General features: G+C 60.7%; 21 protein-coding genes, 1 tRNA gene and 2 pseudogenes. 13 read left to right on the top strand and 11 right to left on the bottom strand.

All coding sequences use genetic code 11. The features are described from left to right. Positions 1-796 precede the first annotated feature (796 nt). The 5 genes from IVA82_RS13435 to IVA82_RS13415 all read right to left on the bottom strand — a co-directional run bounded on the left by IVA82_RS13435 (position 797) and on the right by IVA82_RS13415 (position 6179). Positions 797-1894, bottom strand: coding sequence for an IS110 family transposase (locus IVA82_RS13435; protein WP_247388902.1), 1098 nt, complete (start codon positions 1892-1894; stop codon positions 797-799). 229 nt (positions 1895-2123) lie between these two features. Next, positions 2124-2381, bottom strand: a complete 258-nt coding sequence (locus IVA82_RS13430; protein WP_247388836.1) for a hypothetical protein — start codon at positions 2379-2381, stop codon at positions 2124-2126. Positions 2382-2619: 238 nt separating this feature from the next. After that, the gene (phaC, locus tag IVA82_RS13425; RefSeq protein ID WP_247388837.1) at positions 2620-4410 is read right to left on the bottom strand and encodes a class I poly(R)-hydroxyalkanoic acid synthase; all 1791 of its coding nucleotides are present in this window, start codon (positions 4408-4410) and stop codon (positions 2620-2622) included. A 177-nt stretch (positions 4411-4587) separates the two neighbouring features. Beyond that, the gene (locus IVA82_RS13420; RefSeq protein ID WP_247388838.1) at positions 4588-4746 is read right to left on the bottom strand and encodes a hypothetical protein; all 159 of its coding nucleotides are present in this window, start codon (positions 4744-4746) and stop codon (positions 4588-4590) included. Between the two features lie 971 nt (positions 4747-5717). Next, entirely contained in the window at positions 5718-6179 is a 462-nt protein-coding gene (locus tag IVA82_RS13415) for a hypothetical protein (protein WP_247388839.1), read from the bottom strand. A 283-nt stretch (positions 6180-6462) separates the two neighbouring features. Between IVA82_RS13415 and IVA82_RS13410 the strand changes: the two genes are divergently transcribed. Continuing rightward, positions 6463-6948 carry a hypothetical protein gene (locus IVA82_RS13410; RefSeq protein ID WP_247388840.1) on the top strand — a complete coding sequence of 162 codons (486 nt, stop codon included), beginning with the start codon at positions 6463-6465 and terminating at the stop codon, positions 6946-6948. A 61-nt stretch (positions 6949-7009) separates the two neighbouring features. Further along, positions 7010-7516: a hypothetical protein gene (locus IVA82_RS13405; protein ID WP_247388841.1), complete on the top strand. Its 507-nt coding sequence runs from the start codon at positions 7010-7012 to the stop codon at positions 7514-7516. A 63-nt stretch (positions 7517-7579) separates the two neighbouring features. Here the strand turns inward: IVA82_RS13405 and rlmB are convergent, their stop codons facing one another. After that, complete coding sequence (rlmB, locus tag IVA82_RS13400; protein WP_247388842.1) at positions 7580-8410, bottom strand: 23S rRNA (guanosine(2251)-2'-O)-methyltransferase RlmB; 831 nt, start codon at positions 8408-8410, stop codon at positions 7580-7582. A 206-nt stretch (positions 8411-8616) separates the two neighbouring features. Here rlmB and IVA82_RS13395 point away from each other — a divergent pair. Together IVA82_RS13395 and IVA82_RS13390 are read left to right on the top strand one after the other, a co-directional pair. Beyond that, positions 8617-8702, top strand: a tRNA-Tyr gene (locus tag IVA82_RS13395). Positions 8703-8938: 236 nt separating this feature from the next. Beyond that, entirely contained in the window at positions 8939-9289 is a 351-nt protein-coding gene (locus tag IVA82_RS13390) for a hypothetical protein (protein WP_247388843.1), read from the top strand. Between the two features lie 312 nt (positions 9290-9601). Here IVA82_RS13390 and IVA82_RS13385 read toward each other — a convergent pair whose 3' ends face one another. Together IVA82_RS13385 and IVA82_RS13380 are read right to left on the bottom strand one after the other, a co-directional pair. Then, entirely contained in the window at positions 9602-11056 is a 1455-nt protein-coding gene (locus IVA82_RS13385; protein ID WP_247388844.1) for a TIGR00366 family protein, read from the bottom strand. A 50-nt stretch (positions 11057-11106) separates the two neighbouring features. Beyond that, the gene (locus IVA82_RS13380) at positions 11107-14511 is read right to left on the bottom strand and encodes a molybdopterin-dependent oxidoreductase (protein ID WP_256469646.1); all 3405 of its coding nucleotides are present in this window, start codon (positions 14509-14511) and stop codon (positions 11107-11109) included. Between the two features lie 170 nt (positions 14512-14681). On the opposite strand from IVA82_RS13380, the gene IVA82_RS13375 reads away from it, so the two are divergent. Next, positions 14682-15365: a GntR family transcriptional regulator gene (locus tag IVA82_RS13375; RefSeq protein WP_148737942.1), complete on the top strand. Its 684-nt coding sequence runs from the start codon at positions 14682-14684 to the stop codon at positions 15363-15365. Positions 15366-15463: 98 nt separating this feature from the next. On the opposite strand, the gene IVA82_RS13370 is transcribed toward IVA82_RS13375, so the two are convergent. From IVA82_RS13370 to IVA82_RS13360, 3 genes are read right to left on the bottom strand one after another with little or no spacing between them, the layout of a single operon-like run. Continuing rightward, the gene (locus IVA82_RS13370) at positions 15464-16693 is read right to left on the bottom strand and encodes a pyridoxal phosphate-dependent aminotransferase (protein WP_247388846.1); all 1230 of its coding nucleotides are present in this window, start codon (positions 16691-16693) and stop codon (positions 15464-15466) included. Between the two features lie 11 nt (positions 16694-16704). Beyond that, positions 16705-18267, bottom strand: coding sequence for an aldehyde dehydrogenase family protein (locus IVA82_RS13365; protein ID WP_247388847.1), 1563 nt, complete (start codon positions 18265-18267; stop codon positions 16705-16707). Between the two features lie 35 nt (positions 18268-18302). Then, on the bottom strand, positions 18303-19709 hold the full coding sequence (locus IVA82_RS13360; protein WP_247388848.1) for a VOC family protein: 1407 nt from the start codon (positions 19707-19709) through the stop codon (positions 18303-18305). A gap of 153 nt (positions 19710-19862) precedes the next feature. On the opposite strand from IVA82_RS13360, the pseudogene IVA82_RS13355 reads away from it, so the two are divergent. The 8 genes and pseudogenes from IVA82_RS13355 to IVA82_RS13315 all read left to right on the top strand — a co-directional run bounded on the left by IVA82_RS13355 (position 19863) and on the right by IVA82_RS13315 (position 25580). Continuing rightward, a pseudogene (locus tag IVA82_RS13355) lies at positions 19863-20760 on the top strand (LysR family transcriptional regulator). 83 nt (positions 20761-20843) lie between these two features. Continuing rightward, on the top strand, positions 20844-20999 hold the full coding sequence (locus tag IVA82_RS13350) for a hypothetical protein (RefSeq protein WP_247388849.1): 156 nt from the start codon (positions 20844-20846) through the stop codon (positions 20997-20999). Positions 21000-21003: 4 nt separating this feature from the next. After that, positions 21004-21234 carry a hypothetical protein gene (locus IVA82_RS13345; RefSeq protein ID WP_247388850.1) on the top strand — a complete coding sequence of 77 codons (231 nt, stop codon included), beginning with the start codon at positions 21004-21006 and terminating at the stop codon, positions 21232-21234. Between the two features lie 132 nt (positions 21235-21366). Continuing rightward, a pseudogene (locus IVA82_RS13340) lies at positions 21367-21478 on the top strand (FAD-binding protein); the annotation flags it as partial. A gap of 534 nt (positions 21479-22012) precedes the next feature. After that, a complete protein-coding gene (locus tag IVA82_RS13330) occupies positions 22013-23359 on the top strand; it encodes an extracellular solute-binding protein (protein ID WP_247388851.1) in 1347 nt (448 codons plus the stop codon). 102 nt (positions 23360-23461) lie between these two features. Further along, complete coding sequence (locus IVA82_RS13325; RefSeq protein WP_247388852.1) at positions 23462-24421, top strand: sugar ABC transporter permease; 960 nt, start codon at positions 23462-23464, stop codon at positions 24419-24421. Then, the gene (locus IVA82_RS13320) at positions 24418-25371 is read left to right on the top strand and encodes a carbohydrate ABC transporter permease (protein WP_247493322.1); all 954 of its coding nucleotides are present in this window, start codon (positions 24418-24420) and stop codon (positions 25369-25371) included. Before IVA82_RS13325 ends, IVA82_RS13320 begins: the two co-directional genes overlap by 4 nt. After that, on the top strand, positions 25368-25580 hold the full coding sequence (locus IVA82_RS13315) for a hypothetical protein (RefSeq protein WP_247388853.1): 213 nt from the start codon (positions 25368-25370) through the stop codon (positions 25578-25580). Before IVA82_RS13320 ends, IVA82_RS13315 begins: the two co-directional genes overlap by 4 nt. Positions 25581-25583: the final 3 nt, after the last annotated feature.

Below are 25583 nucleotides of genomic sequence, written 5' to 3'. Positions count from 1 at the left end.
GCCAGCTCGACAGGCTCAGTTCGATAACGGCGATCAGCGTGCCGTCCGGGTCGAGGGGGCTCGGGGATCGGCTCAGATCGTTCAATTTCTGCATGGGGCGCTCCATCGGTTCACATCAGCAACGATGGATGCAATATCCTCGCCGCCGCCCCATAGCATCTCCCTTGGAGGCATTCGGACGCCGGCCCCGTGCGCGCGGCCCCACCGTCATGGGGCCGCCATCCGAAACCCTTGTATGGGGCCTATCGGTGTCAAGTAGAGAGTGTCGGTGCTGTCGAGTCATTTTGTCACGTCAGCAGATTGCATTTGCGGCATGGAGAGCTCCCTTGCTCGGCTGCGTTGAGCGGTCAAGCCCCAAAGCCGCTTGCGGCGCGCCGAAGGCGCGGGGCTTTGACGGCGAAGGCGCAGTCCGAGCCATCATAATTGTCGCCGCGACGTACAAAGGTCATTCGGCGCTGTTCGAGGCACTGTGGATTGCTACTGTGGGGGCCTCTCCTTTCACCAACATGAGTAGACTTGCAGCCTGAAGAGCGGCACGACTGATCCGAGGGGAGCTCGCCATCGGGCGCAGAAGTCGCGCCACAACCTTGTATTCGGTCGATCCATTTGCGGATCGCACCATGATGCAGTTATGCGCATCGTCGGCGAAGCTCCGGGGCGGCGGGCCCAATCTTCACAGCGGCATTTGAAGCCATGGGTTTTACGTCGGGACACCGCCACCTCGGATTTGTCGGCAGCCTCTGGCAAGGGCTGCCAAACCGTTTGTCCTATCGTTGCTCTCTTTCCATGCTGTCGTTCATGACGCTGGACGTAACACGACGCCCTGCGGAACCTCGCCCCTCGTAACGAGACGCCAGAGGGCGATGAGCAGCTTACGCGCCAGTGCCACAATCATCGTCTTGCGTGTGCTGGCGCGTCCGTCGGCGGTTCGCGCCGCGAACCATTGGGCCAGGGCGCTGGTCTTTTGGAACCTGACAAAACGCCAAGCCAGCTGGATCATGCCGCTGCGGACGCGGACATTGCCAGCACGCGCAAGACCTCGTTCGCGTCGACGGCTGCCGCTCTCGTCGGGTGAGCCAGTCAGGCCGGCGTAACGGGCGACGGCCTTGCGATCGCGCCAGTGGCGCAAAAAGATCTCGTTGACCAGCATGTCCGCCGTTTCGACACCAACGCCCAGGACGCGGGCAATCAGCCGGACCATCGCGTGTGGGCTTTTCTTCTGCGCAGCAGGCGCCACCGCGAGCTTGCGCAGGCGTTCCTGTTCGACCGCGCGGATCTGGTCGCGCACGACGCGTAGCCGCCCGAGATGGCGGCGCAGTTCCGCAAGCGTGTTCTGTGGCAATGGCGTGCCTTCCGCCGTGCGTAGATCTTCGAGCTTTTCTGCAACCTTGCGCATGGTCGGCCGCAAAGAGCGAATGCCGAAGCGGATAAATATCGCCTTCATCTGGTTGATAATCCGCGTTTGCTCAGTAACCAGATTCTGGCGCTCGCGGTTCGGTCGCCTCGCGTCCTCCTCCTCGATCGTCGGGATCGCCGCCATGCTGCAATGGCGCCTTTCGCCGCGCAACCAGCCGAGAAAGACGCGCATCAGAAGTTCCGTATCGAGACGATCGGTCTTCGCGCGCCGGTGTTCGCGCGACACCGCGATGCTGGTGGGATGGATGACGTAAACCTCGATATTGCGCGCCCGCAGCCAGCGCGCGAGCCAAAACCCGTCGCGGCCAGCCTCAAAGGCGACGACGATACGCTTGATGTCGCGCCCAGCCTGGCCGGCTTCGTGGCGCCAACGATGCAAGAGCTTCAGCAGCGTTTCCTCGTGGGCATCGAATTTCTTAAGAGGTTGGCGTTCGATGCCGGGAACGAGCGCCGCAACCAGCCACTTCGTTTGGCTCATCTCGATCACGGCAATGATTGTGCTATCCTGCTCGAGAGCGGTGAGGGACCTGCTCGCGTCAAAACGAAAATGTTGCGACATGGGGGGCTCCATCGGTAGCCGTTGAACAGCGCCCATGGTGCCATGCTCTCGCCGCTCGCCCATAGCATCTTCACAAACTCAGAAGTCTGCATACGCAACTGGGAGGTCCGCTTTGCCCCCCAACAACGGGCATCGTCAGCCAGACCTGTCAGGTTCGAAAGCGCCAATTTCCCGACGTCAGAAGGTCGTCGCTCGTGGCCCTCAAGCGATGGGCGCGTTGCTCGTTTCCCATCCGCCTGAGGAAACTCTCGATCGGTTGCAGGGCATCAATAGCCGGAATACTTTCGCGAGCTTTGACGTTCGAACACCAAGGATATGGCAAAACCGCGAGCCATTGCATAATCGGCTTCGACCCCTCGGCTGGAAGCACGCACATAACCTCGATGTCGATCGCGAGCTTCTTCACGCGGCGATCATCACCGGAACCGAAATGCCAACCATAGTGTCCGCATCCAACACGAACTGCGCCTCCTTGTCTTGCCGACATCCCAACCAGCCAATCGCAACGGGAATACGGAGGGTAATCTGAGTTAGGACGCGAGAGGCAAAACGTGCGGACGTTCTCGTACTGGTCTCCGAAACTTGTGACCAACACCGTTCCGTATTCTGATTTGCGCGCAGCGACAGATCACTTCCGCCGCAACCTAGAAGGCCATCGATCTCACGCGGACGTAGGAACCTGGCGCGTTTTCGATAATCGGTAGCCCACCGCTGCAGGGCTCGCGAGCCGGAACGCGGCCTTCGTCAAATAGGGTTACCCAGTCGTCCCAAAGCGGCCACCACGACCCTTGATGAGGCGCAGCGTCGACGAACCATTCGTCTGGACTGGGCGGCAAATCGTCGTTCACCCAATGCCCGTATTTGGTGCCTGGTGGGCTGATGACGCCAGCCATATGGCCAGCATCTGATAAAACGAACTTGACCGGTCCGGAGTACAAGCGTGTCGCCGCATAGGTCGATTTCCACGGCGCGATGTGGTCTTCGCGGGTAGCCAGAATGAAACTCGGAGTCCTGACTTTCGACAGATCTATCGGCGTATCCGCCAATGTGATCCCACCGGGTTTTGCCAGGAGATTTTCGTGATACATCCTGCGCAAGTAGAACGAGTGCATCGCCGCGGGCATGCGGGTCGAATCGGAGTTCCAAAACAAAAGATCACCGGGCACTTGCTTCTTGCCGAGCAGATAATTGCTAACGACAAACGACCAGATCAGGTCATTGGCGCGCAACATATTAAACGTGGTCGCCATTTGATGCGCTTCCAGATATCCATGCTGGCGCATCCGTCTTTCGAGAGATGCCAGTTGCTCTTCGTCTATGAAGACGGCCATATCCCCAACTTCGGTAAAATCGACGAGCGTCGCGAAATAGGTGACGCTTGTAATCCGGTCCTCGCCCTTCGCGGCCAAATATGCCAGCGTCGAGGCGAGCAGTGTCCCGCCGAGGCAATAGCCGATCGCGTTGACACTATGCTCTCCGGTCGCAGACTCGATAGCATCGAGGGCGGCCAAGGGGCCCTCGAGCATGTAGTTTTCAAAGTTCTTTTCAGCGTGCTGCTTGTCGGGATTTACCCAGGAGATGACGAGGACCGTATGTCCCTGATCGACGGCCCATTTGATGAACGAGTTTTTCGGCTGCAGATCGAGAACATAGAACTTGTTGATCCACGGTGGCACGATGAGGAGTGGCCGCCTGCGAACCTCTCGTGTCGACGGCGTATATTGGATTAGTTGCATGAGCTCGTTTTGGTAGATGACTTTTCCGGGAGTCGTTGCGATGTTTTCGCCGAGGCGGAAAGCCTTCATGTCGGTCATGGTAATCGCAAGACGGCCATTGCCGCGCTTCAGATCGGCAAGAAGGTTCTCCAAACCGCGCAGCAGGTTCTGTCCGCCCGACGCCAAGGTTGCGGTGAGGACCTCCGGATTGGTAGCGACGAAATTGGAAGGGGACAGGGCATCAACCAGCTGGCGGGTATAGAAGTCGACCTTGCGGGCAGAGGCCTCGTCCATGCCTTTGACTTCGCGGATTGCAGAAAGAACCGACGCTGCCGTAATAAGATAACTGTCTTTCACAAAGCTGAAGACAGCATTCTCGCTCCATTCCGGATGCTTGAACCGTTTATCTTTTGGGGTATCGGCCTCGCGTGCAGACAGCATGAGTATGCGTACCGCGGTTTTCTGCCAGAGACCTACCATGTCGTAGAATAGGCCAATCTGCGCGCGTGCGACCACCGCCGGGTCGGCCATCATCCTCGTCATGAACTCGAAAAAATCAAACCCAAGCATTGACCTTTCGCCTACGCCGAACTTAATCGCGTCAGGCTCATGAGACGTGAATTGCTGCATCAGTACTTGGGTTTGTTTCGTGATGTTACGCAGTTGCGCTGCAAGGGCAATCGGATCCCAGATGGGCTGGTGCATCCACTTCTCGGCCATAAGTCTTTCCTCCCAAAAATTAACGCCTCACCGCATGCGGTTGGTGACACGCGCGGTCGGCAGGTAGGGTTGATTGGGTATGTTAAAGCCGGGTTTCTGTGCACCAGCCCCTGTTCGTCGCCGGCGCGCCTCTGTCCCTAAGAACTTCCACCTGCATCCGCATGAGTTGGTGGCGTGTCAATAGAATGCGACGGCGATACGCTTTTCTTTACGCCAGACGACTGCACAGCGGCGAAGGTCACCGTCCGGAATGACGGTCAGCGAGAATTCGTCGGGAATCTGTCCATTTCCAACAATATCCAGGGCGGCACCGTATGCTGAGATGCTGCGAATCATGCAATCTGCTTTCGAACGGCCGAAGCTGATTGAGCCTGACTTTGGGATGCGTGTCGAATGAGAACCTCTCTGCTCCATAATTTTTCTCCGAGTAAGGGTTCACACCGCAGAGCGCAAATCGATTGTCGATCGGGCCCCTTGCCATCAAAGCGAGTTCGTCAAAGCTTGGGAGCCGATCCAATCTCAATGCCTTGAATCAAATAAATGCCATTAAATGTCATATTAAATATACCAAGTTAAACTAAAAATGTGTAAATTAAATTAAGATTAAATGAAGGCCTTGGAGGCAAAATTAGCGTCGTGTAAGGGCTTGCGTTTGCTGCAATTTTTAGCGCCGGTCGCTTTTAGTGCTCATCAAGGTGCCTACACCTTTGGTATTTGATCCAAGCAACGTCTAAATCGCTCATACAGCTGTTGGCTGTTTATTTCGATCCCACGGGGCCGCGTCGCATTTGTTGGTTTCGGCGGCCGGCGAAAGGGGGCCGAACAGACGTGGGTCGATGCCATTGCTGACACCGCGCTTAGGCGGAATAACCGAATGAGCGAATAGCGCCTCCGCAGTCGTCGACGGAGATCGGCCGCGCTAGACATGCGGCGGTGAGCCAACAAAGTCCGCTGCTGAAGCAAGAGCAGACTCGCATTGCCTTCCAATTACTAACTCGAAGGCGCTGGCATGGGGACGCTCCGCCGCCCCTTGCATACTTGCAGAGCAAGTCGAATCCGTCGACGCATTACCTGAATGAGGTCTGCATTCCGACTTAGTTAGACTAAGCCGGCGACGCTGGAAAGCGGGGCAGAGCCCGGCCTGCGCCGGGGCTGTCAGTCTGCCCGGGCGCCGCAATATCAGACTTGATTGGAAAGTGCCAGAACCCGCAACTGATCGCCGGCATGAAACAGGCGGCCCGAAGGCCGCCTGTTCTGTCGCTCTCGACTAGATCAGCTTGAATTGGATCAGCTTGAATTGGATCAGTTTACTGGCACCGGTGCCGACGGCCGTCGTCGCCCTTGACCCAGGTGCCAGGCGTACAGACGAAGCCGTTGCGCTCGGCATAGCTGCGCGTGTCCCAGCCGGGGTTGTACCGCGAATTGTCGTAGGCGTACGAATTGTCGAAGGCGCGGAACGGTGCGGTTGCGATCGCGCCCGCAGTTCCGATGGCGGCACCAGCAACGTCGCCGGCGACATCGGTCGGCCAGAAGCCGGTGTGGGTCCTGTTCCAGTCGTTATACCGGTCGCCATTACTGTAGCGATTGGACACGCGGCGATGGCGATAGCCGCTATCGGTGTAAGGGTTTCCCGGTCCGAGATTCTGGCAGTTGGCGTTGGGGTATTGCGCCGAGCAGCGCCCCGGATTGTTGATCACCGTTTGCGCCATGGCAGGCGCAGCAAAAGTCGTCGCCGCGATCGCGACGGCGCCAAGGAGTTTCATGTTCATGTTTATTGACTCCCGTTGTGATTGACGCGGGCTAAACGCGCAAGGCGACGGACGTTCCCGCGAAACAGCCCGATTTTCCGCCGCATCGGTCAAACCGACGTGAGCGAGGGAACGCGGTTCGGGCCGCGCCGCGGGCTGTTAATGCTTCGCTACTGCGTTTTGGCGCATTTGAACGGCAGGCAATCCTTGCGTGTTAGGCTTACCGGAAGTTGGTCAATCGGCCTTAACCCTCTCTGCGCCTCAATCGGATAGGTTGCGTTCCGGAACAACCGGGATCCCGCCTATGCGCGCCGTGGCGCTCGCAGCATTTCTGATCGGACTACCCGCGTCGGCGTTTGCCGGCGGCGGCTTCGATGTCGTCGTCCCCGGCCGGCCCGGCGTGCCCATCATCATCAACGGCATCGATGCGTCCTACACCGTCGTCGAAGGTGTCTGGGGTCTCGGCAAGAACGTCCAGGTGCAGCCCACGATCTATGGCGGGCGCTATGTCGCCGAGCGGCAGCCTTCCGATGTCGGCCATTATTATCCGACCCTGGGCCTGCGGCCCGGCTACGGCCGCCTCGAGGTCGAGCCGCCCGCGAACCGCAAGTTGCCGCAGCCTGCAGAGAGCTATCAGCGGAGCTGGGGCGCGCAGTCCGCGCCGCTTGTGCCGCAAATGGACATTCCTGTCGATCCGCCGCCGGTGATCCTGGCGCCGCAGATCAACGTCAATCCGCAGCATCGTCGGCCGCGGCCACATGCCGAAGGAGCCGGCAAGCCATCCGGTTAAGACAAGCCACCCGGTTAAGAAACGTCAAATCCAACGAAACAGAAATCAACAGGAGAGAGTAATGCGTCAACTGATTTCGGGACTGGTCGCGGCGGCTGCCGTGATAATTGCTGGGGCTGCGCCCGCCATGGCCTGCGGCTTCAATCCGTGCCAGCCGGTCGCGCCGGTCTATTCCGGCTGCAACACCGGCTGCGGCGGCTATGGGTACGGCTATGGCGCCTATGAGCGCCTCGCCGAGCCGACGACCCAGTACTACTATGTCAATCAGGGTCCGACCTATACCGGCCCGGGCGCGTTCGCGCCGTATCCGACCTATCGCGAGGACGCGGTTGTTGCGCCCGCCAATTACGGTTACGGCTATGGATATCGTGCCGCCGCCGTCGAAGCGCCGGCCGCCTATCCCTATCGCCGGCCGTACTATCGTCCGTATCGCTACGGCTACGGTCCGCGCCAGGGCTACCTGCCGCGCGTGCACTACGGCTACGGTCCGCGCTACGGCTATGCCCAACGCCGCGCGCCCGCGCCGTACTATTACGGCGGCCACCGCGTGCTGCGCCGCTATTACTGATCGTTCGATCGGTTGAGCCAACGAGACGCCCGTCCGCGTGATGCGGACGGGCGTTTTGTTTTGCTAACGCTTCATCAACCCGAGCCGGCTCGCGCCGACATAGAGCGAGAGCGCGGCGGCGTTCGATACGTTGAGGCTCTTGATTTCGCCGGGCATGTCGAGCCGCGCCACCACGCTGCAGGTTTCGCGCGTCAATTGTCGAAGGCCCTTGCCTTCGGCGCCAAGCACGAGCGCGAGCGGCTCGCGCAGAGTGACATCGGAGAGATCCTCGCTGCCCTCGCTGTCGAGCCCGACGGTCAGGAAGCCGCATTCATTCAGCGCGGTCAGCGCGCGGGCGAGGTTTTGCACGGTAATCATCGGCACCAGCTCCAGCGCGCCTGAAGCCGCCTTCGCCAGCACGCCGGTCGCCTCCGGGCTGTGGCGCGCGGTGGTAACGATCGCCTTGACCGCGAAGGCGGCGGCGGAGCGCAGGATCGCGCCGACATTGTGCGGATCGGTGATCTGGTCGAGCACCAGCACCATGCCTTCCGGCTCTAGCGTCTCGATGTCGGGCGAGGGCAGGGGATCGGCTTCCGCAAGCAGGCCCTGGTGCACCGCGTCGGGCGACAGCAGGCGATCGATCTCCTGGGGCCGGACGATCTCGGGCGCGATGCGGGTTTCGATGTTCTCGTCCGCCAGGCGGCGGGCGGCGTTCTCGGTCAGCGTCAGCTTGCGGATATGCCGCTCGGGATTGGCGAGTGCCATGGTGACGGTGTGCCAGCCATAGAGGATGACGGGCCCGTCGGGGGCCGAATCGCGGTCGCGCCAGGCTGGGCGGCCTGCGGATTTGCCCGGTCTGTTGAAGGGCTTACCCCCGCCGCGGGGGCGCTTGGGTGTGAATTTGCGCTCGTTCATGGTGCGCTTGTGTCACGGGTTCCGGAATATGGCAATTTGGGCGTCCAGTGAGGCGATTTTAGCTGTTCGCCTCGGTTGACTTTACCCCACGGCTTCGCCGATAACCGCGCCCGGTCGCGCCCCCATCCGGGCTGTTGCGGCCTTCACGTTCCATGGCCGTCTTCGGTCCGCCGGCAAGGTCCGGCCCGATTGTGCTGCCGTCGAGCGGGGGAGTGTCCCGAGTGGCAAAGGGAGCTGACTGTAAATCAGCCGCCTCATGGCTTCGCAGGTTCGAGTCCTGCCTCCCCCACCAACGATTACAGTGGCTTAGGGCGTTGCTGCTTCCCAGTTCTGTGGAGGCCTCCGGATTTGGGAAGCACATGGGAAGCAACGAAATTCACGGCGTCTGCGCTAGACTTGCGGTCTCGAACAACACAGAGTTGCGAGGACCTCAGACGCGCGCTCATTGAACGCAGCCTGCCAGCAGTGTGGGTAGAGCATGGCTTTTTCGGACCGTTAGGAATCACAGAGCCAAGAAATCTCCTATCGATGGATATCGATTTGCGCAATGGCCTTTGGCAAGCCTGCAACGAATTCCACTTCAGACCTTTCAACCGGCACTATCCCAGTGACTTCCGGTTCAAACGAAACATGGATGTCGTCTTCGTCGATTTTTTTAAGATGCCATCGGACACGGTCCGTACGGCCACCGCGACGGGATCGCCGCAATACGAGATTGGTTCTTCAAGGCCGAAGGGCGGTCTACAATCTTATAGCGTTCCTGTTTCAGATTTCCGGCAACGATTTTTGTGTGGCGTGCAGCGGATTTGTGAATTTTTGTATCCAGAGATCAACTTGAGGCCCGACGCGCGGCCCGCTCTAGCTCAGGCTTGCCCATGATGGATTGGAGCGAGAGTTCAAGTGTTTCAGGTGGTTAGGAGCCGGCCTGTGCACGACGTGTGCACTCGGAGATCAAGAAAAATCCATCGACGGCAAACGGAGTGCCGTTCCGAGACGCGATTATTGCAGCGGTTCGGGCCGAGCGGATTGACGAGCGCGCGCGGACAACTGCGAGATGTTGTTCTCGTTCGGCGGGGTGAACGGACCTGTCTTGTATCGAATGCCGATGTCGGGAGAGGCCTGAGATTACCCACTCTGGGATGTCGGGTCGGTGAGGTCACGACATCCCGCGTGATCAGGTTCATCGATCGATTAGGGCAGAATTGGTGCGTGGTAGATGAACGTCGTCATCAAGATTGCAGCCAGGATCATGACGATCGGGAAGTGCACGAAGAATTGCACGGACGTGTATCCGATCAAGTCCTTTGACTTCAACCCGAGCACGCCAAGCAAAGGCAGCATCCAGAACGGGTTGATGAAGTTCGGCAGCGTCTCGGCGATGTTGTAGACCATAGTGGTCCAGCCCAGATGAGCTCCGACTTCGTTGGCCGCCTTCATGATGTAGGGCGCCTCAATGAACCATTTGCCGCCGGCTGACGGGATAAAGAAACCGAGCACCGCTGAATAAATTCCGATCAGGAACGAGAAAACGGTCGAGTTGACTGAGACGTGCGCAAACCAGTGAGCGATGGTATCGGAGAGCGTCAATCCGCTGCTATTAGGCACTTTGGTCAGCATCTGGGCGATGCCGGCGTAGAAGGGAAACTGCAATAACAAGCCCGAGATGCTCGGCGTTGCCTTGGAAAAAGCCTCGACGAGGCTATGGGGACGCCAATGCAGGAGAATGCCGAGCATCAGAAACACGAAATTATAGGTGTTCAGGCCTGAGAGAGTGATCAGCGGATTGCCGGACTGAAAGGTCCACCAGAGCCAGCCCGAGGCCAACGCCACGGTCAGAATGGTTAGAACAGGGCTGAACTCGAGAAAGTCGCCCGGCCGTGCCGGCTTCTTTGGCTCGATCCGGTCGCCATCAAGAGACACGCCAAGATCCTCTGCAGTCCTTGCCAACGCATCGTTCGGCGTCGTCAGATAACAGATTGCTGCGGACAGCGTGGTCACGACCAAGATCGTGACGAGGTTTTGCCAAGTCAGGATGGTCTCGGAAAAGCTGATGACACCGGTGATCGGCAACAGCGAGGCCGGAATGCTTGCCGCATTGGCTTGAAGCTGGGCGACCGATGACGTGATGCCGAGGGTGAATCCGCAGCCAAGGCCGAGATAGCCGGCCGCACCGGCGGCGCGATAATCGAGCTTGATGTCGTTGCGCCGCGCGATTTCGCGCACCAAGAGGCCCGAAAAAATCAGGCTCAGGCTCCAGTTCAGCAACGATAGCAAGATACTGAGCACGCCAACGAAAACCACGGCACCGCGAGCGGTGGAGGGAACGCCGGCCAGCCGACGCATCAACGCCGCGACGGGCGGCGACATGGCGACGACATAGCCGCCGACGGCGGCCAGCGCCAACTGCATGGTGAACGGAATGAGATTCCAGAAGCCGTCGCCAAAGGCACGGCTGACGGCAAGTGGTGAGCCGCCATGCACGATGGTGCTGAGCGCGATCACGACCACGGCGATCAAAACGAAGACATATGCATCGGGGAACCAGCGCTCGGCGAAGCGGACCATGTACTGCGAGAATCTCGCAAGCGGGTTGGTTTGTGTCGGTGCTTCGTCGAGGAAGATAGCTTTATCCGTCGTATCGGTCATTGCGGCCCCCATAGTCGCGTTGGTGTTGCGTTCAGTTCATCATTTGCCGATCAGAGTGCGAGCGTGAGCTCCGACAGTGGAACGGATTGACAGGTCAGGCACTGGTCGGTCGCGCTGTCGTCGCCGCCGAGCTGTGCGACGTTGCCGTCGACGACGCGCATGAGGCAGCTCTCGCACTGGCCGGCGCGGCAGCCGCTGGGCAATGACACGCCGGCCGCCTGGGCCGCATCGAGAAGGGTGCCGAGCTCAGGCGTCCAGATGAAGCTCCTGTCGCTATCGGCAATGTGGACGGTCTGCGCCTTCAGCGTCCGTGGCACGATCGGTGGCGAGGTGAACGCTTCCATGAATATGTCGAAGCGCGGAATGCCGCGTTCAACCAGCCGGGCCGTCATCGATGTCACGAAGCCCGGTGAACCGCAGAGATAGGCGAGGGGTCTCAGTGGCAGCATCGGATCGATCGCGGACAGATCCAGCCGGCCCGCGTAGTCGTAATCCTCGGGGTAGCGATCCTGCGCGCGCGGCGCCGAATACGCAGTAATGAGTTCAAGCTCCGGCAGCAGAACCGCGAGCTGCCGCAACCGTCCGGCAAAGGCATGCTCGCCGCGGTTGCGGCAGCCATAGAGCAGCAAAACCCTGGCAACGCGCTCGGCAGACCCTCGTCTGGCCAGCGCCTCGAGATGACCGATAAAGGGCGTGATGCCGATTCCGGCGGCAAGAAAGATCAGGGGGCGGGGTCCGTGCAGCGGTGGCGTGAAAATCCCCCTGGGCGACTCGATCTGAACTTCATCGCCGACCGCCAGACGATGGACGTGATCGGACAGATGAACCGCATCGCCCGCAAGGCTTGAATCGCCGGACCGGCGCTTCTTGACCGCGATCGACAGCACATCGCGGCCATCGTGGCCGGTCAGCGAATAGGCGCGGGCAACGTCCAATCCCGGCAGGCTCAGCAGGACGTGCTGTCCCGGGCGAAACGCAGGTATCGCACCGCCATCGTGTGGCGCAAGGTCGAGCGCGACGACATCGTCGGCCTGACTGTGAATGGCGGCGACTGCGAAGCCGCGCTTGCCCGTCCAATGACCGCGGCTCGCGGTTTCATCCTTGCGGATGTCGCAAGTCGTGGCGCGCAGCGGCACCGAACCGCTGACCGGATCGCGTGTCGCGTCGCTCAGGGCGTCGTTCATATTTGACGTCGGCGATCCCGCAGGCCGGATCGCGTCGCGTCCCAGCGGCGGACAATCCTCCCACCAGCCGAACTCAGCGATGGCGACGCGATCGTCGAGCGCTTCATTCAGGCGCACGCGCAGCCGGACTTCGCCGGCTGAGGTTGTGACGACCGCCCAGTCACTGTCTTGGAGGCCGCGTTTGGCTGCGAGCTTTGCGCTGATCTCGATGGACGGATCGGGCGTCTTCTTGCGGAGGGAGGCAATGTGACGATGCGAGCTGTGGACGAACCAACCGCTCTTGGCGGTGGTGAGCACCAACGGAAAGCGACTGTCGGCGCCGTCTGCGAGCGGACTTTCGGCAGGCTCGATATGGCCCGGCAACGCCGCGTTGCCATGTTCGAGCATTAGTTCCGAATAGATCTCGACGCGGCGGGTGGCGGTGGTAAAGCCCGCAACCGTGGCGTTCAGTTGCGGCAGCGCGTATTTTTCGTGACGAAAGGATTGAGGGAAACGCAGGCCTTCGGGATGCTGGCGTAAGTCGTCGACGGTCACGCCGAGCGGTGCAAGTTGATGATTCCAGCCGGCCTCAACATCGCCTCCGAAAAATTCATCAGCCATGCCCAACCTGACCGCGAGTTCGGCTGCTATTTCATAGTCTGCCTTGCAATCACCAAGCTGCGGCAGCATCTGCGGGCGAAACTGGATCGTCTCAACGGCTTCCTGCGTGATTTCGAAGCCGATCTTTAGGGCGTCCCGTTCCCAGGGCATGTTGGCAGGCAGCACGATGTCCGCATTGCCGGCCGTCGGATTCATGAACATGTCGACATGGACGTGGAAGTCGAGCGTGCGCAACGCCTCGCGATTGCGCGAAGAATGGCCTTGCGACACCATGAAATTGGTGCCGAAGCTCATCAGAGCTTCGACCCGGTAGGGTTCGCCGGTCAGAACCGCGCGACTGAAATCCCGTGCCGTGATCCATCCCCGGCCTGGCGGCCCGAGCGGCAACTCGTCGAGGCCGAGCGCCTTGGCTTTTTGCTCCGGCGGCAACAAGGCATAGTCGTTGACGGTACGTGTCGGAGGCGGGACTGGCCAGATATTGCCGCCGGGACGGTCGCAGGCGCCGGTGAGTGCGTAAAGCGTCGCAATCGCCCGTTCGATCATGGTCGCATTGGTGTGCTGCCCGACGCCCGTCCAGGAATGATAGGCGAGCCGCGGGCTGTTCTCAAACAGCTCGTAAAAGGCTGCGATCTTGCTCTCGTCGAGCCAGGTCAGTTCGGCCACACGTGCGATCGTGTAGGGATTTGCCGCGGCCGTCAGCAAATTGAAGGCCGTTGCCGCCGCGATCGCACGGCCGTCTTGCGCGATGAGTGTCGCCCGACAATCCAGCTTGTAGGAGGCAGGATCGGGCGCCGCAACGCGAGTATCGAAGGCGCGTGCTGCTCCGGATCGGTCCAGCGTGACGAAATCGTCGCTGGATTGATCAGCCCAGAGCTCGCTCGCACGAACGAAGCGTCCCGTGGCGGTGTCGATCAGCAGCGGTCCGTTGGTCCAGCGCGTCACGAAGTCGGCGTCGTACGTCCCTGTCGTGATGAGGTGCCGGATCGCCCCCATCGCCAGCGCGCCGTCCGCGCCGGGGCGGATACGCAACCAGATGTCGGCCTGTTGTCCGGAGCCGTTCGGCTTGGGATCGACCACCGCGACGCGCGCGCCGCGCCGCCGTGCGTCGGCGACGCGCGTTGCCTGGGCAAGCCAGGTGCGGGCCGGGTTATGTCCCCAGAGCACGATTGCGTCGGCACGCTCATAGTCGGGTACGCCGATGCCGCGTCCGAAGGTCAGCGCATGGGCGTAGTCCTTGTGCCAGCCGCAGATTTCGACCGCGTAGATCAGATTTGGACTGCCGAAGCAGCGGATGAAGCGCTCGACCCATTCGAAGCTGTCGACCATCGGCGTGCCGCTCGGCGTCGTGACGGCAAAGGCCACCGCTTCGGCCCCGGATTTTTTTCTGATGTGGCCGAGCCTTTGGGCGATGTCGTCCAGCGCCTCGTCCCAGGATATCTCCGTCCAGCCGGGATCGGCTGCGTCGCGGGGCGCCGTCCGGCGAAGCGGCTTGGTCAGGCGGCGCGGACTGTGCACCATCTCGGGCGCGGCGCGGCCCTTTGCGCACAGCGCTCCGCCGGTCGGATGATCGGGCAAGGTCTCGACGCCGATCAGCCGCCCGTTTTCGATGACCATGGTTGCGCCGCATCGGGATCGGCACAGCGTGCAATAGCCGGGTACGCGCTGCGCCATAGGGAGGCCATACCATCTGAAGGGCTAATAGTAGCGCATTACTGTAAAGCGCTACATAATGTCATCTGCGGCGTGTCCGTCGTCAAGCCCTTTTATTGTGCCGTAGCCAAACCCGACTATGGTGCCGCGGACGAACCGGATGATTCCGGAGCCGACGAGGCAGGATGGGAATGGACCAGAATTTACGGGAGCTGGTGCTACAGCAGGTGCGCGCGGAGATCATTTCCGGTCAGAGCATGCCCGGATCGATGTATTCAGTACCGACGCTTGCCGCGAGCCTCGGCGTGTCGAGCACCCCCGTCAGGGAAGCGCTTCTCGAATTGGCGCGCAGCGGGTTGATCGAGCCGATGCGCAATCGCGGTTTCAGGGTGGTCGAGCCGACCTTGACCGAGCTGCGCAACCTGTTCGATCTCCGCGAGGTGCTGGAGCTCCACGCGGCGGCGATCGTTGCGCGTAAGCCGAAGAAGAATCTCAGGAAGCTTGTTCCCTTCGCCGATGAGGTTGCGCGGGCGGTCAAGGCGGAAGACATCGGGCATTATCTCGAAGCGGATCGGAACTTTCACCAATTGCTGACGGCGGCGGCGGACAATGCGCGCCTGACCGAAATGGTGATGGGATTGCGCGATCAGATGCGGCTTTACGGCATCAAGTCGCGCGCAGGTCTTGCCCGCCAGAACGAATCCGCCGCCGAGCACTACCAGATCATCGAACTCGCGATGGCCGGCGAGGAAGAAGCGCTCACCAATCTTCTCAGGCGCCATATCAGAGCCTGGGAACCGATCTTTATTGAGGCACTATCTCGGATGACACATCCGCGCGAGCCGATCATCGCAAATCGCGGTCGAGATCGGTAATTGCCGGGCAGAGTCAAATCAGACGCAATGTCTGGACGAATATTCGGACTCGTGGTGACGTGTCGCAGGTACGGTCTTTCAGCGTCTTCTTTGGGATCTCACGAGAGTCCCGCAGTTGCACGTGCGAGGCGCTGGCACGCATCTTCGAGTTCGACAGCGGAGGTCGCGTAAGAGATCCTGAAATACGGTGCAAGCCCGAAAGCCGAACCAGGGATGACGGCAACGCCAACGGCGCGAAGAAGGTACTCCGCGAAGTCCGTGTCGCTACGTAGTGTCTGCCCGTCAGGCGTGACTTTGCCGATCAAGCCGGCGCAACTTGCAAATGTGTAGAATGCGCCCTCGGGCGCGCGGCAACGGATGCCGTCGATCGCGTTCAAGGCGCCGACGACAAGATCGCGGCGCTGTTGAAATGACCGGCAGCGGTCCCGGATGAAATCCTGCGGGCCGTTCAGGGCTTCGATGGCCGCAGCCTGGCTGACCGATGACGGGCAGGAGGTCGATTGGCTCTGGACGACAGCCATGGCACGGATCAGGGGGCTTGGCCCAGCCCCATAGCCGATGCGCCAGCCGGTCATCGCGTAGGCTTTCGAGACACCATTGACGGTCAGTGTTCGGCTGCGGAGAGCCGGTTCGATCGCCGCCGGCGTGACGAAACGAAAATCGTCGTAGATGATATGCTCGTAGATATCATCGACCATCAGCCAGACGTGCGGATGCTTGATAAGCACGTCGAGGATCGGCCGATAATCGGTCTCCGAATAGGCCGCGCCGGATGGATTGGACGGCGAGTTCAGCATCAGCCATCGCGTGCGAGGCGTAATGGCACGTTCAAGAACGTCACCTTGAAGCCGAAAGCCATTGGCCTCGGAACATGGCACCAGCACCGGCGTGCCGCCGACGATCGCGACGATGTCGGCGTAAGTCACCCAGAACGGCGTCGGGATGATGACCTCGTCGCCGGGGTTGATGGTGGCCATCATGGCGTTGAAGAGCACCTGCTTGGCGCCGGCTGACACGGTGATCTCGTCTTGCGCGAACTCGAGCTCGTTATCGCGCTTGAACTTTGCGCGAATGGTGGCCTTGAGTTCCGGCGCGCCGTCCAAAGCGGTGTACTTGGTCACGCCGGCCCGAATCGCGCGCTCGGCTGCATCCTTGATCGGGTCGGGCGTGTCGAAATCAGGCTCGCCTGCGCCGAGGATGATGATATCTCGGCCCTGGCGCTTCATCTCCGCGGCGAGCCCGCTGATCTTCAGGATCTCCGACACGCCAATCGAGGCAATGCGGTGGGAGGGGCGGAACAACGCCGAAGTGTGCAGGGGCGCGTTCATGCAATCTCTCTCTACGCGACGTCGAACTTGACGCCCTGGGCGAGTGGCAGTGTCCGGCCAAAATTGATCGTATTGGTCGCGCGGCGCATGTAAGCCTTCCAGGAATCCGAGCCCGACTCCCGGCCGCCGCCGGTTTCCTTCTCCCCACCGAAGGCGCCGCCGATTTCGGCGCCGGACGGGCCGATATTGACGTTGGCGATGCCGCAATCCGATCCGGCCACCGACAGGAAAGCTTCTGCTTCGCGAAGATCGTTGGTGAAGATCGAGGACGAGAGTCCCTGCGGGACCGCGTTGTGCAGGTCAAGCACCGCTTCGAAGTCACGATATTTGATCACGTAGAGAATGGGCGCGAAGGTCTCGTGCTCGACGGGGCCGACCTGTCCTGTGATCTCGACCAGCGACGGGCGGACATAATAGGCCTCATCAGTGCCGTCGAAGAGGATCCGCTCGCCGCCGAACACCTCGCCGCCCACAGCGCGCGCCTCGCTCAGCGCTTTCTGCATCGATGCATACGCCGCTCCGTCGATCAGCGGACCGACCAGGGTGCCGTCCTTGAGCGGGTCGCCGACGGTGACGCTCTCGTAGGCGCGCTTCAGACGCGGTACGAACCTGTCATAGACACTTTCGTGAACGAAGAGGCGTCGCAGCGTCGTGCAGCGCTGACCTGCCGTGCCCATGGCGGCGAATGCGACCCCGCGCAAGGTCAGGTCGAGGTCGGCCGTCGGCGCGACAATTGCGGCGTTGTTGCCGCCCAGTTCGAGGATCGCGCGCGCGAAGCGTTTTGCGAGCCGCGGTCCGACGACACGCCCCATTGCCGTTGAGCCGGTCGCAGACACCAGAGGCACCTTGGCGTGATCGACGAGGATTTCACCGATCTCGCGGCCACCAAACAGAACGGCAGAAAGCGCGTCCGGCGCCCCGCCGCCTTCCGCTCTGAAACGCTCGAGCGCGCGATCGAACAGCGCTTCCGTCGCAAGCGCCGTCAGTGGCGTTTTCTCGGACGGTTTCCAGACGATGCTATTGCCGCAGATCAACGCCAGCGCCGCGTTCCAGGACCATACGGCGACAGGGAAGTTGAACGCCGAGATGATTCCGGTGACGCCGAGCGGATGCCAGCTTTCCATCATTCGGTGCTCGCTTCGCTCCGTCGCGATGGTCAGGCCATAGAGCTGGCGTGACAGACCAACCGCGAAGTCGCAGATATCGATCATTTCCTGGACCTCGCCGAGGCCCTCGGACGCAATCTTGCCGGCCTCGATCGACACGAGCCTGCCGAGCGCCTGCTTGTTGGCGCGCAACTCCTCGCCAAGAAGGCGCACGAGTTCACCGCGTTTCGGGGCGGGAACTAGTCGCCATTCGAGGAAGGCGGCGTGCGCCTTGTCGATTGCCGTCTGTGCGTCGGCGGTACCGATCTCGTTCACATGGCCCGTGATCTCGCCATTGATCGGAGATCGTGCAATCAGCTTGCCGCCGGTGTAGCGGCTCCGCTTGACGTTAAGCTTGCTCAGGAGCTGGTCTGCCTCGCCGGCCAGGGATTTGGCAATGCCGGTCGGAATTTGGGTCGTAATCGTCATGGTGGTTTCTCTTGTATAGTTGAAAGGCGGCCCGATCAGGCCGTTGCCTTGCATGCGATGTGCGGCGAACTGAGTTGGTTCATCGCCCGCTCGACGGAATCTTTTTCGGTCCTTGCGTATAGCATCATTTCGTCGTGAACCTCGGCGCCAAGGGCGACCTCGAACGCAGCCCGGTTCGAGCGTGCGGCGTAGCTCTGCTGCGCGTCGGAGCCGAGATTCGACTGGAAGATTCCTGCCGCGCTGACAGGGAGGAAGTCCTCGTCGACGATCGGATCGTAACGCAAAAGGCCTTCGGCCACCAGGTCGTCCAGGGTGGAAGGCAGAGCCCGACGCTTGCCCGCCTCGACGCCTGCCGGTGTTGCCGAATAGCGGAAGTAGGCGAGGCCTTGCGAACGCAGCGCCGCCCAATCGTCCGGGAAAGCCGTGAACGCCCCGGCGAGTCCGGCGTCGTAGTCGCCCGTAGTCGACCCTGCCGCTCTGGCCTGACGCGCCGAGGCAAGCAATGCGTCGTAGAGCTCGCGGCCTTTCGGTGTGAGCGCAACGCCGCGCTGCTCGATCTCGCCAAACCGTGCGGTATGCATTCCCTGAGCGCTTTTGCCGTCTGTCTGCCGGAAGATGATCGGCTCTCCCAGCGCCTTGAAGCTGGTTTGACGCAACAGGATCGCGCAGTTGCGGCGCGGCGGACCTTCGATAACGGCCTTCGGCACAATGCCGCGTCGTGGCATCCCCGCCTGGACGACGTCGATGTCGAGCGTGCGCGGCGTCAGATGGTTGATATGAGGGCCTTTGAAGCTCACCACGTCAGCTATCAACCGATGAGCATCATGCAGCTTTCGATAGACATCGAGGCTCACTGTCGCTTCGCTGTGCCAGCGGAAGGTTTCCAAGGCCTCGCAAACGAACTCCTCGGCTTGCGGGCGGGTCAGGCGACCGTCGGTCTCGAAAATGTTCACCAATTCGAGCGCCCGTGGCGTGAAGATCTGGCGCTCGGCGAGGATTTGTTCAGCCTGCCTGCGAAGCACCTCGTCCTCGATACGCTCGACACGCAACAGTGAGGTGAAAACTCGAAACGGATTGTGGCGGAGTGCTGCATCTGTGATGGGCCGAAAGGCGGTCGAGTGGACGGGGACACCTGCGACCGACAGATCATAATAGCCGACCGCATGCATGCCCATCACGGAGAAGACACGACGGATATTGAACAGCTCTTCGGCGCGCCCCACGCGGATCGCGCCGTGACGCTCGACGCTCAACCGATCGAGTTCGTCGTTTCGTGCGAGGCTCGCGCAAAGCTCACTGCGCCGCTGCAAGATATCGCGATTGACGTCACTGACGAGCTCCAGGAGGGTTCCGTATTGCGGCACTTCGGCCCGGTACATTTCCGACATGGCACGGGAAAACAGAGTGCGGATTTCGTCGGGATCCGCATGCAAGGCTGTCATCAGTATCTCCATTGCCACAGAACACGCCTGCGGCGGCGTGCCTGGTCCGATGGTGCATCCATGCGATTTAGTTATGATCGTTGAAATTAGACTTGCAGAATGGGCTGATTCAATCAATGTTTTATCAATAGATCATTCTAAATTGGAATGAGTATGCAAACGCCTCGTCGCTTCCTTCCCTCCACCGCCGTATTGGCGGCGTTCGAGTGCGCCGCTCGGACCGGCAGCATGACCTTGGCCGCGCGTGAGCTCAGCCTGACCCAAAGTGCTGTCAGCCGTCAGATCAAGATTCTCGAGAAGCAGCTCGACGTCGAACTCTTCGTCCGCGAGCGTCAGACCATTCGGCTGACTGCCGTCGGCGAGGCCCTATGCGCGCGAGGTCCGCGAAGCGCTGCACAAGATCAGTACCGCCTCCTTCAATCTTCACGCGAATCCGAGCGGGGGCATGCTCAATCTCGCCATCCTGCCGACGTTCGGTACGCGTTGGCTCGCGCCGCGCCTGCCCAGGTTCTTGGCGGCAAATCCCGGGATCACGATCAATCTTACGACGCGCTTGTCCTACTTCGATTTCCGTGCGGAAGCACTGGATGCCGCGATTCATTTCGGTCAGCCGGAGTGGCCAGGTGCAGAGATGGTGCTGTTGCGATCCGAGGAAGTGGTTCCTGCCTGTAGTCCCGCACTGAAACGGCAACACGGCTTCCGTGTTGCAGGCGACTTCAAGCAGGCTCCGCTGCTGAGCATCTCCACCCGCCCTCAGGCCTGGGATCGCTGGTTTTCGCTTCACGATGTGCCTGGCAGAACCTTTCAGGGGATGGTGTTCGACCAATTCGCGACTGTGGCCCAGGCCGCGATTGCCGGCGTCGGTGTGGCGCTGCTCCCGACGTTCCTGATCAAGGACGAACTGGCCAGCCGCAAGCTGGTTCGCGCCATCAATCTGCCGATGGAGAGTCCTGAGCGATACTACCTCGTCTGGCCCTCCGAACGTGCGACGTACCCGCCGCTTCTGGCTTTCCGCGAGTGGCTGGTGGCGGAGACCGCACCCGACCGGTGAGGGGACAGCTGGACTTTTGCTCGCGAAGCGCAATAATTTCCCTTCGTTTTGTCGAAAAGCAATCAATCCGAAGGGAACCGGATTTGAGCCCCAGCTATCGCTTCGGCGCTTTCGTCGAGGAGGGCACCTATTGTACCGACCCGGGCGCCTATGTGGCGGCGATCGTGACGCCGCGCGCATGCGAGGCGCTGTCCTTCGCCAGGCGCGCGCAACGGGCTTGCCGTGACGAATGGTGGTGAAGCGGTGACGACCGACCAAGGCCGGATCGATTGCGATCGCGCGGTGATCTGCGCGGGCATTTGGTCCAAGGCGCTGACTGAGGCCGCGGGTGATCGGGTATTTCTTGCAAGCGAGCGCGGTTATCACGGCGTCATCGCATCTCCTGCCGCCGGCCCGCGGCTTCCGATCATGCCGAGCGACGGAAGAATGGCCAACACGCCGACTCCAGCCGGCCTGCGGCTCTCGACAGGTTGAGCTCGCGCACGTCGACGCCGAACCGGACTGGGCCCGCGTCGAGATTCTTGTTCGGCGCGCCCTGACGACCTACCCGAGTCTTGGAGCACGGGCGGGCCTGCCGGTTGATCGCTGGATGGGGCATCGGCCCGCGGCAACATCGCCACCAATGCCGGCGGCACCGGGGGTGCTGCGCTATGGCAACACCCGCGACAACGTGCTCGGCCTCGAGGTCGTCCTGCCCGACGGCGCGATCTGGGACGGCGGCGAAGACGGCAGCCTCCAGCGTTCCGTGCCTGAAGTCTTGTCTTTGGCTTTGCGGCTGGCAGATGTAGAGGAGGTGGTGCTCTTCACGGAAGCCGTTGGTGAGCTGTTGCTCTGTCTTCACCGCATCCGACGTGTTGGCCGCGTGCCGGTGATGCATTCGCGAATACCGCTCATTGCGCGCCGCGTGCCTGATTTCCCGCACAAGGCGGCGAACGTGCCGGCGCTGCTCTACGTCCAGCTGCTCGACGCCTACGGCATTCGCATTGCAGCGATCCGCGAGAAGCTGTTGGCAGGGGCCCCCGATATGAGTGTTTGAACTCCATGCGAGAACAGCCCGCTTGCAATGTTTAGTATCCCGTGGTTCACTAAACAAATCGAGCTTGGCTGAATCCCTAAGAATCCAGGCAGGCACGAGGAAACGTCCGTTTAGTCGTTCAGCCCGTGAAGGACTGTATCGCTCTGCTCGAAGCATTCGAGCGGGTTGGAGAGTCGCGCCATGTCGATGGCCGGCCCCACTGGGAGGGAAAGCGTTATGAAACAGACCATAAAGGCGCTTCTTACTAGTTTCGGAGTTCTCGCATCCGCGCTCAGTGCTGGAGTGGGGACTACCCCTGCGCACGCGCAGGCCAAGACCATCACGCTGTGCTGGGCCGCGTGGGACCCTGCCAACGCGCTGGTCGAACTGTCGAAGGACTTCACCGCCAAGACCGGCATCGGTATGAAGTTCGAATTCGTGCCGTGGACCAACTATGCCGATCGTTTCCTGAACGAGCTTAATTCGCACGGCTCGTTGTGCGATCTCATCATCGGCGATTCGCAATGGATCGGCGGCGCCGCGGAGAACGGCCAGTACGTCAAGCTCAACGATTTCTTCAAGAAGGAAGGGATCAGCATGGACGATTACATGCCGGCCACCGTGGTCGGCTATTCGGAGTGGCCGAAGAATACGCCAAACTATTGGGCGCTGCCCGCCATGGGTGACGCGGTGGGCTGGACCTATCGCAAGGACTGGTTTGCGCGGCCAGAGATCCAGAAGGATTTCCAGGCCAAGTACGGCCGCGATCTCGCTGCGCCGAAGACGCTCGACGAACTGCGAGACATCTCGAAGTTCTTCCAGGGCCGTGAGATCGACGGCAAAAAGGTCTATGGCGCTTCGATCTATACCGAGCGCGGCTCGGAAGGCGTCACCATGGGCGTTTCGAACTATCTCTACGATTACGGCTTCCAATATCAGGATCCCAAGAAGCCCTATGCGATGGATGGGTTCGTCAACTCGCCTGGCGCGGTCAAGGGGCTTGAGGCCTACAAGGAGCTCTACAAGTGCTGCACGCCACCCGGCGCCTCCAACTCCTACATGTCCGAAGGACTTGATGCGTTCAAGTCGGGCCAGGTTGCGCTGCAGATGAACTTCTTCGCCTTCTTCCCGGGCCTCTACAAGGATCCGAACGTTGGCGGCGACAAGATCGGCTTCTTCAGCAATCCCGCCGGCCCTGCGACACAGGCGACGCAGCTCGGCGGACAGGGTATCTCGGTCGTTTCCTATTCGAAGAACCAGGGCGAAGCGCTGCAATATATCAAATGGTTCTCCGGCGGGGATGTGCAGAAGAAGTGGTGGGCGCTGGGCGGCTATTCCTGCGCCAAGTCCGTGCTGAACGATCCGAGCTTCCCGAACAGCGCGCCGTTCGCCGGGGAGTTTCTGAAGTCGATGGGAATGGTCGTCGACTTCTGGGCCGAGCCCTCCTATGCGCAACTCCTGCAAGCCGAACAGAAGCGCGTGCATGACTACGTGGTGGCGGACAAGGGCACCGCACAGGAAGCGCTCGACGGTCTGGTGAAGGACTGGAAGGCCATCTTCAAGGAAGAAGGCAAGAAATTCTAAGGCAACCGCCTGGAGCGCACGCGAGCGCGCTCCAGGCTCTCTTCGGCAATATCGGCAGCTGTCGCATAGCTGATGGTCCCTGCGCGAGGATCGACCAAAGCCATGAACGATTTGAGTGCTTCGTCGCAGATCACCTATCGGGCCGTCTCGGTCCGGCCAGCCGTGGCGCGTCGTATCCGGGGCCTGTCGGACCAGGCGCTCGCCTGGCTCTTCATCACGCCGACGATCGTGCTGCTGCTGGCGATCAATATCTTCCCGCTGATGTGGACGATCTATCTCTCGTTCACCAACTACCGCGCCAATCGGGCGAACGCGCCGACGATATGGCTGGGCACCGACTGGTACCAGTCGATCCTGACCGATCCGGATATCTGGGCGGCGATGCAGGTGACGGCGCATTTCGTGATCTGGACGGTGCTCATCGAGACCGTGCTCGGATTTGGTCTTGCCCTCCTCATCGACAAGAAATTCCGCGGCCATGGCATGTGGACCACGATCATTCTGCTGCCGATGATGCTTTCGCCGGCTGTCGTCGGCAATTTCTGGACCTTTCTCTATCAGCCGCAGATCGGATTGTTCAATTATGTGGTCGCTTTCTTCACGGGACGCGACGCCTCGTCGTTCCAGATGCTGGGAGACGTGACCCTCAGTCCGTGGGCCATCGTCATCGTCGATGCCTGGATGTGGACGCCTTACGTGATGCTGATTTGCCTGGCCGGGCTGCGTTCGATCCCGGATTACATTTATGAGGCAGCGGAGGTCGATCGCGCGTCGAATTGGCGACAGTTTTGGTCCATCACGCTGCCGATGGCTCTACCATTCATCATGCTGGCTGTGCTCTTTCGGGGTATCGAGAATTTCAAGATGTTCGACATGGTCAACCTTCTGACCGGAGGAGGGCCGGGCTCGACCACGGAAGTCGCTTCGATCACGCTGAAGCGCGCAGCTTTTGAGAGTTGGCGAACCGGCTATTCCTCGGCCTTCGCCATTATTTTGTTCGTAACCGTATTCGGCCTCGCCAACATCTACGTAAAGGCGCTGAACCGGGTGAAAAGCCGATGAGCGCCTCAAACGCAGCCCACTCCATCATCGAACCATCGACCGGCGCTCGCCGCTTCGCTGGCCTGCTCGTCATACTCTATGCCATCATAACGATGGTTCCGCTGGCATGGATCGTACTCACCTCGTTCAAGTCGCCTGACGATGCGATCTCCTACCCGCCGAAGGTCCTCTTCAAGCCTTCTCTTGAAGGCTATTGCAATGTCTTTACAACGCGCTCGCGCCAGACCCAGGAGTTTATCCAGACCTTGGGCCCGCCGCAGGGGCTTTGTGACAACATCGCGCGCAGCCGCAACATGGTCGTGGCCGGGCCGTCGAACTACGTACCGCGTTTCGTCAACTCGCTGATTATCGCCTTTGGTTCGACAGCGCTTGCGGTCGCGCTCGATACGCTCTCGGCCTACGGTTTTTCACGGTTCCGCGTGCCGCTAAAAGATGACCTCTTGTTCTTCATTCTGTCGACCAGAATGATGCCGCCAATCGCGGTCGCGATCCCGATCTACCTGATGTACCGGACCGTTGGGCTGTCGGATACCCGACTCGGGATGATCCTGCTCTACACCTCGGTGAACGTCTCGCTCGCCGTCTGGCTTCTCAAGGGATTCATCGACGAAATCCCGCGGGAGTACGAGGAGGCGGCGATGATCGACGGCTACACGCGGTTTCAGGCATTCGTGAAAGTAGTGCTGCCGCAGGCGACGACAGGAATCGCAGCGACGGCCATCTTCTGCTTGATTTTTGCGTGGAACGAATACGCCTTTGCTGTGCTTCTGACCTCCGGCAACGCGCAGACGGCGCCGCCCTTCATTCCGGTCATCATCGGCGAGGGGGGGCAGGATTGGCCCGCAGTAGCCGCCGGTACGACGATCTTTCTTGTGCCGATCGTTGTCTTTACGGTGCTGCTCCGCAAGCATCTTCTGCGTGGCATTACCTTTGGGGCCGTCCGCAAATGAATCTTGATGTGAATACGTCCACGCTCCGACGCGGCCTCGCGGACAGGATTCTGCGACGCGGTCCGCTGGAGTCCATCGCGACGACGATCATCGCCGCGGGCGTCGTCATGCTGATGCAGCCATTTTTCCTCACGCTCTATTCTTGGTCGTTCGCGACCACGCTGTTCGGGACGGTGATGTTCACCATCGTCTTGAAGGTCAGGGAGTAAGGC

The organism is Bradyrhizobium sp. 142 (assembly GCF_023074015.1).
Classification (GTDB): domain Bacteria; phylum Pseudomonadota; class Alphaproteobacteria; order Rhizobiales; family Xanthobacteraceae; genus Bradyrhizobium.
This window is presented reverse-complemented; position numbering and strand designations above follow the sequence as displayed.